This window comes from Mameliella sp. LZ-28 (genome assembly GCF_012274245.1).
GTDB classification, from domain to species: domain Bacteria; phylum Pseudomonadota; class Alphaproteobacteria; order Rhodobacterales; family Rhodobacteraceae; genus Antarctobacter; species Antarctobacter albus.
Genome location: NZ_JAANYX010000032.1, coordinates 104,774 through 119,909 on the forward strand (window position 1 = coordinate 104,774; position 15,136 = coordinate 119,909).

Below are 15,136 nucleotides of genomic sequence, written 5' to 3' on the forward strand. Positions count from 1 at the left end.
CACAAAGTTGCCGCAATTGCCCGTTGTTTACCTGTGCCGAGCTGGAAATAAGGCGGAAACATGGCGCTGGTTCGCAGACGCGACACGCATTGTTTCCGGCTTTTCCTTAGCCAAGTCGTGGCGAAATTTGGGCAGATTTGCTAGATTGGGACCTGAAGATGGCACGTTCGGGGCGCGCCCGGTCCGTGTCGTCTCCGCACCGGGGGCGGTTTTGCGGGAGTGTTGAAATGAGTCAGTTCCAGTCCATCGGCGAAGTTTTTGCCGCCCTCAAACGTCGCGCCCTGTTGATCCTGGTGGTCACGTTCCTGGGCTGCCTTGCCTCGTTGTATTACGCGATGGGGCAGACCAAGGTGTTCGAGGCGACGGCGGTTGTCCAGATCGAGGATGCCCAGGTGCCCGATCAGCTGGCCGGGGCTTTGGCCGCGACCAATGACGCCGCTCGTCGGGTCCGCCTGATCGAACAGCGCCTGATGGCACGGGACAACCTGGTGCGGACCATGGAAAAACACGCCCTTTTCAGTGCCGACCCCACCATGACCATGAGCGAACGCGTTGGTCGACTGCGGGATTCGGTGCGTATTCAACAGCTTCTCGGCCAGGCGCAAAGTTTTGCGCCCGGTGGCAACGCGCCCTCGGGGCTGATGATTTCCGTCCAGATGGATGACGCGCAAAAGGCGGCGGACGTGGCGAACGAGCTGATGCAGTCGGTGATCGACCAGTCGCGCGACCGAAGCGCAAGCCGCGCCCGCGACACGCTGGATTTCTTCGTCGCCGAAGAGACGCGCGTGGGCGCCGAGATCGACGTGCTGGAAGCGGAGATCGCCGAGTTCAAGCGCCTGAATGCCGAGCAACTGCCCACGGGTGTTGTCGACCTGCGTTCGCAGTTGGGCAGCCTGCGGGACACGGACCTGGAACTGGATCAGCAGATCCTGACGTTGCAGACCTCCAGCGACCGGACCCGGGACGAGGTGCGTGAACGCCAGATCGCCGCCCTGCAGGAGCAGAAGGCCCTGATCGCGGCGCGGATCACCCAGATCGAGGCCCAGATCGAGGGCGCGCCCGAGGTCGAGCGCGAGCTGAACCGGTTGGACCGCGAGATGACCCGCCTGCAGGAACAATACGGCGTGATCACCCGGCGCAAGGCCGAGGCCGAGCTGGGGCAATTGCTGGAGGATCGCAAGGCCACGGACCGTTTCGAGGTCCTGGAAACGGCGCTTGTCCCGGAATACCCGGTGTCGCGCAGCCGCAAGAAGCTGGCCATGATGGGCGGTGTGGCCAGCCTGATGGCGGCGCTTGGCCTGGCCTTCCTGATCGAGACGATGAACCCGGTGATCCGCAGCGCGGCCCAGATGGAGCGGGCGCTGGGCATTCAGCCGGTGGTCGCGATCCCGGTGGTGACGACCCGGCAGGACCGGCGCAGCGGCGGGTTGAAACTGCTTGGCAAACTGCTGGCGATCTTCGCGATCCTCGGCCTGGGCCTGAAACTGCTCTGGGATCGGTCGCCGGTGCTGGCAGAGTTCACCGAACGGTTCCTGCCACGGGCGATCCGGGGCTAGTCGCGACACATATCAGAGGTACGGGTGCGCTTTCCTTGCAGCTGGAAAGCGCACTAGTGGGCCGGGCACGGGGGCGCCCGGCCTCAATAACTGTAACGGTCGAGTTCGGTGCCTTCGGCCTTGTTGAGGATCATCCCCAGGATCGGGGTGCCATCGCCCAGGCGCCGTTCGACCTCGGCGATTTCCTTTTCCGTCGTCATACCGCCGCCGATCACCAGCAGAACACCATCGAACAGGGGCCGCGCCGCGATCACGTCGTCGTAGGACAGGGCCGGGGGCAGGTCGATCAACACGACGTCGGGATCGAATTCGTCTTCGATCCGCTGCAGGCAGCTCTCGGCCCGCGGGTCCTGCAGCAGTTCCGAGGCATAGGCTTCGGGCCGGCCGTTGAGACCGAAGGCGATGTTGCGCCCGGCGTTGACCGGGTTGCGCCCCATCCGCAGCAGGTGATCGCCCGGCGCGGTCATGCCGCGCAGCATGTCACCCAGAGAGCCGGGGTCAGAGACGCCCAGGATCCTGTGCAGGCTGGGCCGGCGCATGTCGAGGTCCAGTAGCAAGGTCCGGCAGTTTTCCTGTCGTGACAGGCTGATGGCCAGGTTGGCGGCGGTGAAGGTCTTGCCGCATTCCTTGCCCGGAGAGGTGATCGCGACGCGGCGCCAGCCGTTCTCGTGCAGGGCCTGCAAAAGCCGGGTGCGCAGCACGTCAAAGGCCGCATGGGCGGGATCATCGCGGCTGGCGGTAATGATGCGGTTCCGGTCCAGATGCCCCTTGTCGACGGTCATTTCCCACAGTCCGGCCCAGGCACTGTCTACCGGGTCCGGTTCTTGTGGCGCCCGGGCGGAGGCGGGCGCGCTGGCCGGCTGCTCCGTCACCGGGACCATGCCCGTCAGTGCCAGCGGGGGTACGGCCTCGGTTGCTTCGGCGCGCTCCCGTGCAAGGCGCTCTTCCTCAGCGCGGCGCGCGGCGTCTTCGGCGGTCCTGGCCTCGGCCAGGCGCACCTGTTCGGCTCGTTTTTCCTCTTCGGCAAGGCGCGCGGCCTCGGCCTTTTCTTCCGCGGCTTTCCGCCGGGCCTCTGCGGCGCGTTCCTCGTCCGCGCGCTCGGCCTCGATGCGGCGTTCTTCGGCTTGCTTCTCGGCCTGCAATGCGGCCTCGGCCTCTGCGCGTTCGGCAGCTTTGTGGGCCTCGGCTTCGCGCCGGGCGCGGGCGGCCATGACGCGGCGCAGCGCCTCGGCGCGCGCAAGTTCTTCGAGTTCTGCGCGGCGGCGGAGTTTTTCCTGCGCCTTTTCGCGGGCATTCGCCTTGTCTGCGGCCTCGGCAATGCGGCGGGTCTCTGCCTCTGACCGGGCCTGTTCTGCGGCCGCTTCGCGTTTGCGGGCGGCCTCGCGCGCAGTCTCGTCCAGCGGGCGCACGGTGTCAGGCGGTTCGGACACGGGACGTGCCGATCCCGTGGCGGATGTGCGTTTGCGCCGGAATTTCGGGCTGTCCATCATGTTCATGCCCCTTGCTCCGCAGCCTTCCGGGCCGCGCGTGTCGCCCGTGCGGCCCATGATACCCTTGTGCCCCGCCAAACTGCAGGGCGCGATTCAGTTTTCCGTGTTCGGGATCGCCACAAGGACACCCGGTCGATTTTCGTTAAACCAGCCAAATCTGGCCAGAATAAGGTGGAAACGCCGGGATTGTTGACCAGCACAGCCAATCCAGCGGGGTCAAAAGCCAAAGAGGTTGGCCCGCGTGATCGCCTTTTCGACGAAACGGGCCTTGTCGGTCTCGGGCTGCCAGCCCAGCACGTCCTTTGGCCGCGTGTTCACGAAGGGTGAGAAATGCGCCCGGCTTTTCCAGTCGGCCAGAGAAGGGCGGATCACCCCGTGCCGGCGCAGCGCGTATTTCTTGAGTCCGTATTTCACTGCGTCCGCCGCGTAAAAGGCGTTCAGGTTGCCCGGCACCACGCGGATCTTTGCGCCCAGCGCTTCGTGGATGGCGTTGAAATAGCCTCGGGCCGAGAGCATCGGCTCTCCGATCAGGTTAAAACTCTGCCCTTCGACGGGCGCGTCGATCATTCGCACCAGCCCGTCGGCCACATCGTCGATCAGGACAAAGGGCAGGATGTTGCGCCCGTGACCCCAGATGCGCACCGCGCCCGCCCCGTGCCAGCGCCCGATGCCCCAATGTTGCAGCGGTCCGCCGTGGCCAACGACGATTCCGGGCCGCGCGATGACCAGCGGCAGACCCCGTTCCCGGTGCAGCTCCATCAACTTGCGTTCGCATTCCGCCTTGGACCGGGCATACAGGTTGCGATCTGTCATGTCCTCGGCAAAGCCCGTGTCCTCGGTGATCTGCACGTTCGGGTCGGACATGTCGTAGCTGGCGATGGTCCCGGTGTAGATCAGCCGTTTGACACCGGCCTTTTCGCTGGCCATCGCGATGCGCAGCGCCACGCCGACATCGTTTTTCAGGCAGTCGGCCCAAGTGTCGTCCAGCGACTTGGCGAGGTTGAAGACGACCTCGATCCCCTGCATTGCCTCGGTCAGCGCGTCGAGATCGTGCAGCGAGGCCGAGACGGTTTCGACCTGGTCGGGCAGGTCGGGGAAGGGGCCGGATGTCCCGCGCGACAGCACCCGCACGTCGCGGCCATCCGCCACAAGGCGCCGGGTCAGGGCGCGGCCGATGAACCCGGTGCCGCCGATGACCATCGCCGTCGGTTTCGGGTGCCGGGTCTGCACGGCGGGCGCGGCGGTCGTCAGGACCTCGGGCGGTAGTTTCGCGATCATCGCGTCGATGGTGCGCATGACCTTGACCGCGCTTTCGCCGGAAAAGCGTGCATCCTGCGGCTTGCCCTCGGCCAGCGCGCCATAGATCGCGGCGTTCATGCCCCGAAAGGACAGGCCATAGGGATTGCGGGTGTTCAGCGACCGGAGCTGTGTCCAGGCGTTCGACAGCCCTTTGCGCCGGTGTTGGCGGGACAGTTCCAACTGTTTCTTCAGCGGGTTGGCCACCAGGTCGGCGGCGTTTTCCCGCTCCACCACCAGCACGTCCTGCGCAAAGTCCAGCCGCGCCCGGGCGGATGAGCCGCGCAGGGTGACGGAACGGTCGTCGATGGTTTCCACCATCGCCAGCGTAAAGGTGATCTCGATCTGTCCGGCGCGGGCCAGGATGCGAAATCCCTGCGGGCGCGGGTCCTCTCCCGGCAGCTTCACGGGATGGGTCGCATGGGCGTGCAGGATTTCCATGTCACCAAAGAGATCCTGCGCAAAGGCCACCAGGTGCGGCCCCAGTTCCAGCAGCAGGTTTTTCGGCTGCCGCAAGAGCCACAGGTTGAACGGACCCGACCGCAGCGGCGCCAGCGGCAGTGCCCAGGTGATCTCTGCCGAAGAGACACGGCCATAGTCGCCCGCCGCCAGTGCCTCTTTCATGCGGACATAGGATGGCAGGCCAAGAAAGTTGTGCCCGGGGTGGAATTTGCGGTTCGCCTCCACCGCTGTCCTGTGGATGGAATCGGTCTCGTCGCCGGATTCAGCCACAGGTTTTTCCACAAGCACGTGCAGCCCGCCGGTGAGGCACTGAGTCGCGATATCCTTATGTATATTTGGCGGCGTCAAGATGTGGACGGCGTCGCAGGCCATCGAATCGATCAGCTCGGTGACAGTTGTGAACACCCTCGCGCCAAGCGGCTCGGCCAGCGCGCGAGCGGCGCTTTCGCGCATGTCGCAGACCGCCGTGACCTCGACGCCCGGGGTCGCGCGCAGGGCGTCGGCGTGCCAGTCTGCGATGTATCCGGCCCCGATCAGGCCGACGCGGATGGGGGTGGACATGGGTTAAATCCTCATTTGTATTCAATAATCCGCATTTCAACGCCAGAGAGCCGCCGCGCGTGAAACCGCGCCATGCCGATCAGGTTCGGGAATTTCGACAGGGTCAGCAACAGGGCCAGCCGGTGCGCCTGTCCGGGCGGCAGTCCGTCGGCGCGCAGTCCGCGGATCGAGCGGACATGGCTGTAGCCATAGAGCAACAGGACAAGTGCGCTGATCCAGGACGTGGTGAAAAACCCGGCCAGGAAGAGCAGCGGCAGGACCAGGGCAAAGGTCAGGACGCGGCGGCGTTCGGTCCGGAAATACTCCGGGTGCAGATGGCCCACCTGGGCAAACCCGTGGCCCGTGCGGACCGCACGGCGCCACCACTGGCCAAAGTTCAGCATGGCGGCGTCGTGGCGCGTCATCTCCAGCGGCAGGCGTTCCAGCTTCCAGCCGGCCTTGCGCAACCGGGTGCAGAACTCGTCGTCCTCCGCCGCGATCACCGAGGGGTTCATGCCGCCCACGCCCGCCCAGGCCTCTGCACGCACCATCATGTCGCCGCCACAGGCCTGGATCGGCCCGGCGGGGCGGTGCCATTCCCAGTCGCAGATCGCGTTGTAGATCGAAGCGTCCGGATGGATTTCCGACCGCCAGCCAGTGACGAGGCCAAGCTGCGGGCACGTCTCGAGATGCGTACGCGCGGCGTCGAGAAACCCGGGGTGCAAGGTGCAATCGCCGTCGATGAACATGACAATGCGCGGCGCGGTCAGCGCGTCGAACCCGGCGTTCCGGGCGCGGGCGGCGGTAAAGGGCGTGGACATGTCCAGTTCGACGACCTTTGCGCCGGCGGCGCGCGCCTCGGCAAGGCTGTCGTCGGTAGAGCCGGAATCGACATAGACGATCTCGCGCGCCTGCCCCTGGACAGAGGCCAGCGCAGCGACCAGCCGCGCGCCCTCGTTCCGGCCGATCAGGACGACATCGACGGGGGTCACGGACGTTTCCCCCGTGGCGGCGTTCCGGTGGCATAGCCGCTGAACAGCGTCGACAGCCAGCCCGCCTCGCGCGTGATGTTGAATTCGGTCTCGACCTTGGCGCGGCCTTCCAGACCCATCCGCCGGCGCCGCAGGGGGTCCTGGGTCAGGGCCTTGATGGCGTCCCGCAGGCCCTCGACGTCACCGGGTGCCACCAGCAGGCCAGAGGTGCCCTGCGACACCAATTCCGGCACCCCGGCGATGCGGGTGGTGATGACCGGAACGTGAGAGGCCATCGCCTCCATCAGGACCACGGGCACGCCTTCGGCGAAACTGGGCAGGACAAAGAGATCCGCCGTCGACAGTGCTTCCGAGACCTCGGATTGCGACTGGTAGCCGGTGAAAGTGACGGGCAGCCCCTGCGCCTGCGCTTCCAGCGCGGCGCGGTCGGGGCCGTCTCCGATGATCGTCACACGCAGTCCGGGCGTGTCGGGGGCAAGCCGGCGCAGCGCCTCGACCAGGATCGGAACGCCCTTGACCCCGGCCAGTCGGCCGACGAACAGCAGATGCGTGCCCTCGCCCGCGTGGGGTGCAGGGGAATACCGGTCGGGATCGACACCGCAATGCACAATGTGAAAGCGGTCCCAATGCGCCTGGTCGGCAAAGCACATCAGCTGTGACCGGCAGTATTCCGAGATGCAGGCGACAAAGGTGGCGCGGGCCGCCTTTTCGTCGATGCGCCAGTGGTACGGCTCGAAGAAGATGTCCGGCCCGTGGATGGTGAAACTGTAGGGAATGCCCGACATTTCCGAGGCGAGCATGGCCACCGTGCAGGAGGCCTTGGCGATATGGTTGTGCAGGTGGTCGACACCCTGATCGGTCAGGTGCGCGGCCAGCACCCCTGCCTCGAGGAAATAGATCAGGTTGTAGAGCCGGCCTTTCACCCCCTTGGGCGCCGTCCGCCAGGCCAGTTTCAGTGCGCCCAGGTAACGGCCCGGTTGGCGCATCCAGCGCAGATGGGCGCGCAACAGGGTCAGCGGGTTCTTTGCCGCGTCCAGCACCTTGTAGGTCCGGGCGTGTTCCGCGCGCTGTTCCGGGCCGACGAGGTGTTCGGCCCCGGTGGTGCGGATCGAACAGGTCTCGACCTCATGGCCTAGGGCGCGCAGGGCGGCGACCTCGCGCTGGATGAAGGTATCGGACGCGCGGGGGTATTCACCGGTCAGGTAGGCCAGTTTCGGCAGGCTCATCCACGATCCTCCGCCGCGCGGGTCATCAGGCCCTCGAAGGTGTCGGCGTCTTCGCCCGGAAAGGCGCTGCGCATCCGCGTGTTGGGATAGCGGAGCGGCATGAGCCGTGCTCGCAGGATGTTCTCGCGAAAGAGGCCGGGCAGGTTGCCTGAGATTGGTTTCAACAGGCGCACCAGTGCCAGCCAGGCCCCGTAGGGAACCGTCACGTTCAGGCGTGGCCAGCCGAAACAGCGCCTGTGCGCGCGCAGGAACCGCGCCCGGGTGGGCCGGTCGTCGTCAAAGACATTGACGATGCCGGGGCCGGGGGTGGACGTGCGCGCGGCCTCGATGGCGATTTGCGCGCAGAGATCAACATGGGCCAAAGGCAGCTCGCCATGCGACCCGATGGTGACAAAGAGCTTGGAGGCCCGGAACCCCTGCAGCGCGTGCCAGGTCCGCCCCGGTCCCCAAAGCGCGCCGGGCCGCAGGATCCAGCCGTCCTGAAGATCGTCAAGGAACAGTGCCTCTTGCAGGCGCTTGGAGCCGGCATAGGCGTCGCGGGCCTGTTCCGGCGTATCGGGCAGGGGGATCAGCGGGCTGGATTCGTCCAGCGCATCACCGGGCGACAGGCTGTCGGTATCATAAACGGCAAGGGATGAGATCAGCACCAGCCGTGCGTTACTGTCGCGCCATGCGTCGCGCAGGGTGCGGGTGGCGCTCAGCGTGTCGCGGGCGACTGCCGCCGGATTATCGCCCAGATGGGCCGCCGCGTGGATGATGGCGCAGTCCTCGGGCAGGGCTGCGCGCAGGTGGTCTGCGGCATCGGGGGCGGTCAGGTCCAGTTGCAGTGGTGTGATCCCCGCGTTCCCGGCCCAATCCCCGGGCAGGTTTCTGCGATAGCAGGCCAGGACGGGCAGGCCCCGGCGCCGGGCCTCGGCCACGCAGGCGCGGCCCAGAAAACCGCCCGCCCCGGTGATGGCAATCGTCATCTGGCCCAAGGCATCGGCTCCATCGCTGTGCAGGTGGTTGTCATGGACTGGGCGCCGGCTGTTTCTCCGGCGTTCTGGATCGCCAGCGTGACCTCTGTCAGGTGCAGGGCAAAATCGTTCGACATGCGGCAGGGGCGCCCCTGATGAAGTGCCTCCAGCGCCTCGGCCGGACCCAGCATGAAGTTCATCGCCGCGGCCCCCCATCGCTTGACCTTGGGATGGGTCGGCTGCGGCAGGCGCAGGGTGCGGGGAAAGGGATGTTCCATCAACCGCCGTCGCAGGGTCAGCCGACGCGCGAATGTCACCTTGGCCGCGTTGTCCCAGGCGGCGGCGCAGGACAGCACGCCCTTGTCGCCTACGATGCGGATGCGGTGATCGTGCGGCGCAGTGATGGAACAGGTCAACCGCGTGACGGGCCCCTTGTCAAAGAACAGCATCGCCACCGAGAGGTCCGGCGCGAAGGGGCCTGTGCCTTCCTTGTCAGGGATGGTCTCGGCAGAGGCGGCGACCACGGTGCGCACCGGCCCGAACCAGGAGATTAGCCAGGTCAGGTAATAACCTGCGTGTTCCATAGTGCAGCCGGTGCGGAATTCATCCTCATAGGGCCAGGGGGCGCCGGAGTCCGACAGCCACTTGCGATAGGCGGCTTGCGGGATGAACCCGTCGTCGAGTTCGGCGTAGATGGCACGGGGCGTGCCAGCGATGCCGGTGCGCAGGGCATGTCCCAGGGTCTGGGCCGCCTCTCCCAGCGCGGAACAGGGGGCAGAGGCCAGCATCAGCCCTTTTTCCCCGGCCAGCGCGTGCAGTTCCTTGGCCTGCTCCAGCGTCATGGCCAGGGGTTTTTCGGAATAGACATGGCGTCCCGCCTGAAGGCAGGCGCGCGAGGTGTCGAAATGGGCATGGGGATTGGTGAGGTTCAGGACCAGCGCCCCGGGCGCCCTGTCCAGAAGGTCCGCCAGGCTGGCGCGGGCTGGCAATCCCCAGAAATCACAGAAGGCGCGCAGGCGGTCGGCATCCTGGTCCCAGACCCCGGCGACGGTTATGCTCGGCATCGCGGCCAGCGAGCGCATGTAGAGATCGGCGACAAAGCCACAGCCCAGCAGAACGACCTGCCCGGCCTGCGCGCCCTGACCGGCGCCCGACTCTGCCCTGCTCGACTTCACTGTGCCACCCTTGGCCCGCCTGCGTTGGTGCGAAGATAAAACACCTAAACATGGCCATATTTCGACGTGCACCGGGAAATTGCGGCAGTGCGGCACCAGTGATGTCGAAAAAAGGGAATGTATTGTGGAAAGGTCACTGCGCCTGTCACGGGAACAGGCTATTGCTGCGGGCGGGGGAACAGGGTGCCGTTATGGAATTCCGATTTGGCGATGACACGGTTGTCGTGAACGTGCCGACATGGGCCGTGCTCGAGGCGCGGGTGCGTGAGCGGTTTGCCCGCCGCGCCGGTTTTGCGCTGGCCACGATCAACCTCGATCACATCGTCAAGTTGCGCGGTTCGGACAGTTTCCGCACCATCTACGCGGCACAGGATTTCGTCGTGGCCGACGGGTATCCGATCGTCTGGCTGTCGCGGCTGGCGGGGCGGCCCGTGTCGCTGATCCCCGGCTCCGAGGCGATTCTGCCGCTGGCCCAGATCGCGGCGGCGCAAGGGGTGACCGTGGCGCTGTTCGGGTCGTCCGAACCCGTGTTGGCGGCGGCGGCGGAATACCTCGAACGCGAGGTGCGCGACCTCGAGGTCGTATGCCGGATCGCGCCGCCGATGGGATTCGACCCGGCGGGCCCGGAGGCCGAGGAGATGTTGCACCGGATCGCTGAGTCCGGCGCGCGGCTGTGTTTCATCGCGCTGGGAGCGCCCAAACAGGAAAGCTTTGCCGCCACCGGGCGCCGGGTGGCGCCGGAGGTGGGCTTTGCCTCGATCGGGGCAGGGCTGGATTTCTTTGCCGGCACCCAGCAGCGGGCGCCGAAATGGGTGCGCCGGATCGCGATGGAATGGCTGTGGCGGATGATGCTCAGCCCCGGGCGGCTGGCCGGACGCTATGCGAAATGTGCCCTGGTGCTGCCGGGTCTGGCGGTGCGCGCCATGCTGCTGCGGTTCCGCGACCGCAAGGCATGACCGGGGGCGGTGGGTGCAAGCACCCACCCTACGGTGTCAGAGCCTGCGGGGCCGTGGGCGTCGCATCATCAGCGTGTCTTTCAATTTCGTCTTGAGTCCGCGCGGCGGCAGCAGTTCCATGTCTCGCTCAAACACGGCGCCGTTCAAGGCTTCATCCCGCATCAGTGCCAATTTCACCCCCCATTGCGCGGCTGTCTCCGGCGGTAGCCCATCGGGGATGCCCATGCCGGTGGCCAGCGCCCCGGGCAGCCAGTCGGTGAGGACGATACCGGGAAAGCGGTCGAACAGATCGGCGATCAGGGCGCGGGTCAGCACCCTTTGCGCGCCCTTCGACACGGAATAGGCCGCCGAGGCGGGCAGGGGCGCGATGTCGGCATAGCTGGCAACGTTCAGGATGCGCCCTGTCCCGCGCGGCGCCATGTCCTGCAAGGCGGCCCAGGAACAGGCGTAGACCCCGCCAAGATTGATCGCCAAGCTTTGCCAGAACAGCTCTGGTGTTTCGTCGAAAACATCGCGCTTGGGGTAGACGGCGGCGTTGTTGATCAGCAGGGCCAGCGCCCCGTGGCGGGCTGTGACCTCGGCAAAGCCCTGCCGAACCGCCGAAAAATCCGACACGTCCATCGGCAGCGCTGTGAACCGGCCTGCGCAGGTGGCGCCGGTTTCCTCCAGCGCCGCGGCCCGGCGCCCGGTGCCGACCACGGTAAAGCCCGTGTCGCAAAGCTGGCGGGCCAGGGCCCGGCCCAGACCGGACCCCGCGCCGGTGACAATGGCAAACCCGTCTGCCGGCGTGATCCGGGTCATCGCTGATCCTCCAGGATGTGGCTGGCCACGCGCAACGCGTTGGCGGCGATGGTCAGGCTGGGGTTCACCCCCATCGAGGTGGGCATGAAACCGGCATCCGCAACCCAGAGGTTTTGCAGGTCATGCGCACGGCCATCGGCGCGGGTGACGGAGCTTGCCGGGTCATGCCCGAAGCGCAGGGTGCCGCAGGGATGGCCCCAGTTCAGTTCCGGCGTCATCGACAGGAACAGGTGCCGGTGCCCGCGCAAGCCCCTGCGCAGCGCCTTGCGAAAGGCGCGGCGGCGGCTGCGCAACTCATCCGACAGGGTATAGGTCACAGCCAGTTTGTCGGGGTTCGCCGGATCGAAAAGCACCCGGTTATGGGCGTAGGGAAAATCCTCCATTAACCCGACAAAGAGATGCGCATGGCCCAGCATGGTCTTGGCGACGGCGGCCAGGGGACGCGACAGGGCGCGCAGGCGCGGCTGGCCGCGCAGGTCGAACATCCGGTTGAGGAAATGCACCATCTCGCCATAGGAGGCGCGGATGCCCATCGCCTGGACCGCGCCCAGCCGCATGTCCTCGCGGTGATAGAGGTCGCGGAACGAAATCGCCTTGGTCGCGCCGCTGTCCGGCACCCCGCGTTTCGGCCAGAGCGCAAAGCGTTCGTCGACATGCAGCATCAGGTTACACCCGACAAGACCCGAGGAATTGGCAAGGCCCCTTGGCGCGGCCTCAGAGGCCGAAGCCAGCAGCAGCCGGGGCGAATGCAGGGCGCCGGCGGCAAGGATATAGCGCCTGGCGCTGAGCGTCCGCGTCTCGCCGTCGATGTGGATCTCGGCGCCGGTGATCCTCGTGCCATCACTCATCAGGCGCGTGACCGCGACGCCGGACAACATGTGCGCATTCCCTGTCGCCAGTGCCGGTTCCACCCCGGCAGAGCGTCCGTCCATCTTGCACAGCTTCGGGCACTTTTTGCCCAGGCAGTTCTCACAGCCGTCGACCCGGGCGATGCCGGTATGGGTGCGGTAGGGGTGCAGTCCCGCGGCGCGCAGGCTGTCTGTCAAGGCGGCCTCTGCCGCGTGCAGGGGCGGCGGGGCGTCCAGCGGCATCGGCGTCTCGGGCGACAGCGGGTCGGGCGTACCGTGCACCCGGAATTGCCGCGCGGCGCGGTCATACCAGGGGGCCATTTCGTCAAAACCCACCGGCCAGCCGCCGGTGGGATGGGGCTGTCCCGGAAGGTCGTCCAGATCGTGCCGTTCAGGCCGTTCCAGCGTGGCTGCGTAAAAGACCGAGCTGCCGCCGGGACCGCTGCCCAGAGGGGCAAAGAACTGCGTTTCCACCCCGTCCAGCGAGACATGCAGCGGATCGGGCCAGAGACCGCGCGCGGCGCGGGCCTCGGGGACAAAGACCTCTGTCAGGCCGTTGCGCTCGCTGCGCAGGCCCTCCGCGCCCTTCTCGACGAACAGCACCTTTTGCCCGGCCTCTGCCAGGGCACGGCCCAGCGTGCCGCCGCCCATGCCCGCGCCGATGACGATGGCATCCCAGTCGGTCTCGAACAGAGAGGTCATCCGTCCGAGGCCCCTTGCATCGAGACCTCGGGGATCAGCGGCCGAAAGACCGGCTGCAGGACCGTGCGGATCCGGATCGCGGCGGAATTGGTCAGATGGTTGTTGTCGAAATACTGGCCCTGCCCGCCTTGCACGGCGGAACAGGTGCCATCCGTGCAGAACTGCGGCCAGGTGTCGAGGAAGGTAATCACCCCCTGCTCTGCCAGCGGCAGCCAAGGGGCATCGGACAGGGTGGCCCGCAGGACGATGGCCGCCGCCGGAACGCTGGCCTCTGTCCGCGCGGGCGCGGCCAGGGGCAGACCCGCATGGGCGGCCTCACGCGCCGCGAGACGGCTGTTGTAAAGCGGGATTTCCGGCGGCTGGCGCAGGACATGGACGCGGGACACATGGCGGCGCAGCTCTGCCACCGTGTCGCGCGCGGCCTCTGCCAGCAGCTGCGGCTGTGTCACCTTGGTAGATACGGGCCGGTCCGTGGGGTGCAGCGCGATCCTGTCATGCGCGTTCAGGCCGACGCCCTGTCCGGTGGCATAATAGGCCCACCGTCCGATGAGCAGGATGGAGTCAAGGCTGTCGAGGGCGGGCAGGGCCTGGCGGATCTGGGTGTTGGCCTGGGTGCAAGCCATGTCCTGCGCGGCGGTGGCGGCGCTTTCGACCTTGCGCAGCCCGAACAGGGGCGCGCAGCCGGCGCGCCAAACGAGGATACCGGGCACCTCTGCCTCATGCGCGGCGACGTCCAGCCCCTCTTTCATGGCGCGTACATGGCTGTCCCCCCAGACCAGCAGGCGTGGCGCGCCCTCTGGCCCGATCGGACAGACCTCCAGCCCGTCGAGCGGGCCGTCATCGGGTGTGGTGCAGCGGCTCCAGTCCTGGAGGAAGTCGCCCGAGGCGGCGATATGCACCCGTGCCTCTGGCCCGAACCGGGCAGGCAACCCGTCGCCTTTGAACAGCACGGCCCCCAGCGCCAGCGCGGCGGTGGAGGCCAGCGCAACGCCCCCGAAGACAGTGCGCCCGGACAGCGCGCGGGCATGGCGCACGGGCTGTTCGACAAAGCGCCAGGACAGCCAGGCGAGGCCGAAGGACAGCGCCATCCACGCCAGCGATTCCGGCAGGCCCATATCCCCCCGCAGCGACGTGGCCAGCGTGTAGACCGGCCAGTGCCAGAGGTAGAGCGAATAGGAAATCAGCCCGATCATCCGCATCCAGGGATGGGTCAGCAGTCGATTGACCGCACAGGCCCCGGTGCCTGACGACAAAAGCAGCACGGTTCCCAGCACCGGCGGAATTGCCAGCACGCCGGGAAACAGCGGCCCCGCCGGAATGAAGCAGATCGAGGCCAGCACCATGGCCAGCCCGACCGAGGACAGCGCCGGGTGCCCACGCCAAGTCGCGCGGGTTTCATGCCCCCAGATCGCCAGCAGGACGCCGGACAGCAGCTCCCAGGCGCGGAACGGGAAGAGGTAGAAGGTGGCCGTGTGCGACACCGGCGTGACCAGCACGCAGGCGGCCAGCGACACAGCCCAGCTGGCCACCAGCACGCCGATCACCCCCCAGCGCCAGCGCGCCAGAAGGAGGATGGTCAGCGGCAGGAAGATGTAGAACTGTTCCTCGACCGCGAGCGACCACGTATGCAGGAGCGGCTTGTCCTCTGACGCGGTGTCGAAATAGCCCGCCTGCCTGAAGAACAGGACATTCGACAGGTAGACCGTGGAGGCGATCACCGCCTTGCCGTATTCGCGGAACTCGAACGGCAGCAGCAGGATCCAGCCCAGCGCGGTGGTGACCAGCAGCATGGCGAAAAAGGCGGGGGCAAGGCGGCGGAAACGGCGGATGTAGAAATTCGGCAGGCTGATGCGGCCCGTGGAATCGTATTCGCGCCAGAGGATGCCGCCGATCAGAAAGCCCGAGATGACAAAGAAGATGTCGACGCCAACGAAGCCGCCCGAGAGCGGCAGGCCGAAGTGATACAGCACCACGGCCAGCACGGCGAGAGCGCGCAGCCCGTCAATGTCCCCCCGGTAGGGGAGAGGCATATGCGCAGGCGCGCTCATGGCTGCGGGTGTCCTCGGCCAAGGGGCGGGAGCGTCATTTTCGTCCTTCCGGATTCTCCGGGTTATGCGCACTCTGCGGTCAGAGTGT

At 66.8% G+C, this 15,136-nt stretch carries 11 protein-coding genes; 2 read left to right on the forward strand and 9 right to left on the reverse strand.

Annotated features, from left to right (window positions below; genetic code table 11):
* The first annotated feature begins 227 nt into the window (after positions 1 to 227).
* The gene (locus G9Q80_RS15745; RefSeq protein WP_088714603.1) at positions 228 to 1,556 is read left to right on the forward strand and encodes a GumC family protein; all 1,329 of its coding nucleotides are present in this window, start codon (positions 228 to 230) and stop codon (positions 1,554 to 1,556) included.
* A gap of 83 nt (positions 1,557 to 1,639) precedes the next feature.
* Here the strand turns inward: G9Q80_RS15745 and G9Q80_RS15750 are convergent, their stop codons facing one another.
* From G9Q80_RS15750 to G9Q80_RS15775, 6 genes are all read right to left on the reverse strand, one after another.
* Positions 1,640 to 3,052, reverse strand: a complete 1,413-nt coding sequence (locus G9Q80_RS15750) for a CpsD/CapB family tyrosine-protein kinase (RefSeq protein ID WP_232788170.1) — start codon at positions 3,050 to 3,052, stop codon at positions 1,640 to 1,642.
* A 210-nt stretch (positions 3,053 to 3,262) separates the two neighbouring features.
* Positions 3,263 to 5,365, reverse strand: coding sequence for an NAD-dependent epimerase/dehydratase family protein (locus G9Q80_RS15755; protein ID WP_088714604.1), 2,103 nt, complete (start codon positions 5,363 to 5,365; stop codon positions 3,263 to 3,265).
* 11 nt (positions 5,366 to 5,376) lie between these two features.
* On the reverse strand, positions 5,377 to 6,336 hold the full coding sequence (locus G9Q80_RS15760) for a glycosyltransferase family 2 protein (RefSeq protein ID WP_088714605.1): 960 nt from the start codon (positions 6,334 to 6,336) through the stop codon (positions 5,377 to 5,379).
* Positions 6,333 to 7,562 (reverse strand): glycosyltransferase family 4 protein, encoded by a 1,230-nt coding sequence (locus tag G9Q80_RS15765; RefSeq protein ID WP_088714606.1) that lies wholly within the window; start codon positions 7,560 to 7,562, stop codon positions 6,333 to 6,335. The genes G9Q80_RS15760 and G9Q80_RS15765 overlap by 4 nt, the downstream gene beginning before the upstream one ends.
* On the reverse strand, positions 7,559 to 8,530 hold the full coding sequence (locus G9Q80_RS15770; protein ID WP_232788184.1) for an NAD-dependent epimerase/dehydratase family protein: 972 nt from the start codon (positions 8,528 to 8,530) through the stop codon (positions 7,559 to 7,561). The genes G9Q80_RS15765 and G9Q80_RS15770 overlap by 4 nt, the downstream gene beginning before the upstream one ends.
* Positions 8,527 to 9,693, reverse strand: a complete 1,167-nt coding sequence (locus G9Q80_RS15775; protein ID WP_269799297.1) for a Gfo/Idh/MocA family protein — start codon at positions 9,691 to 9,693, stop codon at positions 8,527 to 8,529. The genes G9Q80_RS15770 and G9Q80_RS15775 overlap by 4 nt, the downstream gene beginning before the upstream one ends.
* Positions 9,694 to 9,884: 191 nt before the next feature.
* On the opposite strand from G9Q80_RS15775, the gene G9Q80_RS15780 reads away from it, so the two are divergent.
* Positions 9,885 to 10,649, forward strand: coding sequence for a WecB/TagA/CpsF family glycosyltransferase (locus tag G9Q80_RS15780; protein WP_069210463.1), 765 nt, complete (start codon positions 9,885 to 9,887; stop codon positions 10,647 to 10,649).
* A gap of 36 nt (positions 10,650 to 10,685) precedes the next feature.
* Here the strand turns inward: G9Q80_RS15780 and G9Q80_RS15785 are convergent, their stop codons facing one another.
* The 3 genes from G9Q80_RS15785 to G9Q80_RS15795 are packed head-to-tail and all read right to left on the reverse strand — an operon-like array spanning position 10,686 to position 15,048.
* The gene (locus tag G9Q80_RS15785; protein ID WP_088714607.1) at positions 10,686 to 11,450 is read right to left on the reverse strand and encodes an SDR family oxidoreductase; all 765 of its coding nucleotides are present in this window, start codon (positions 11,448 to 11,450) and stop codon (positions 10,686 to 10,688) included.
* A complete protein-coding gene (locus tag G9Q80_RS15790; protein WP_088714608.1) occupies positions 11,447 to 13,000 on the reverse strand; it encodes a GMC oxidoreductase in 1,554 nt (517 codons plus the stop codon). The genes G9Q80_RS15785 and G9Q80_RS15790 overlap by 4 nt, the downstream gene beginning before the upstream one ends.
* Positions 12,997 to 15,048, reverse strand: a complete 2,052-nt coding sequence (locus tag G9Q80_RS15795; protein WP_088714609.1) for an acyltransferase family protein — start codon at positions 15,046 to 15,048, stop codon at positions 12,997 to 12,999. Before G9Q80_RS15795 ends, G9Q80_RS15790 begins: the two co-directional genes overlap by 4 nt.
* Positions 15,049 to 15,136: the final 88 nt, after the last annotated feature.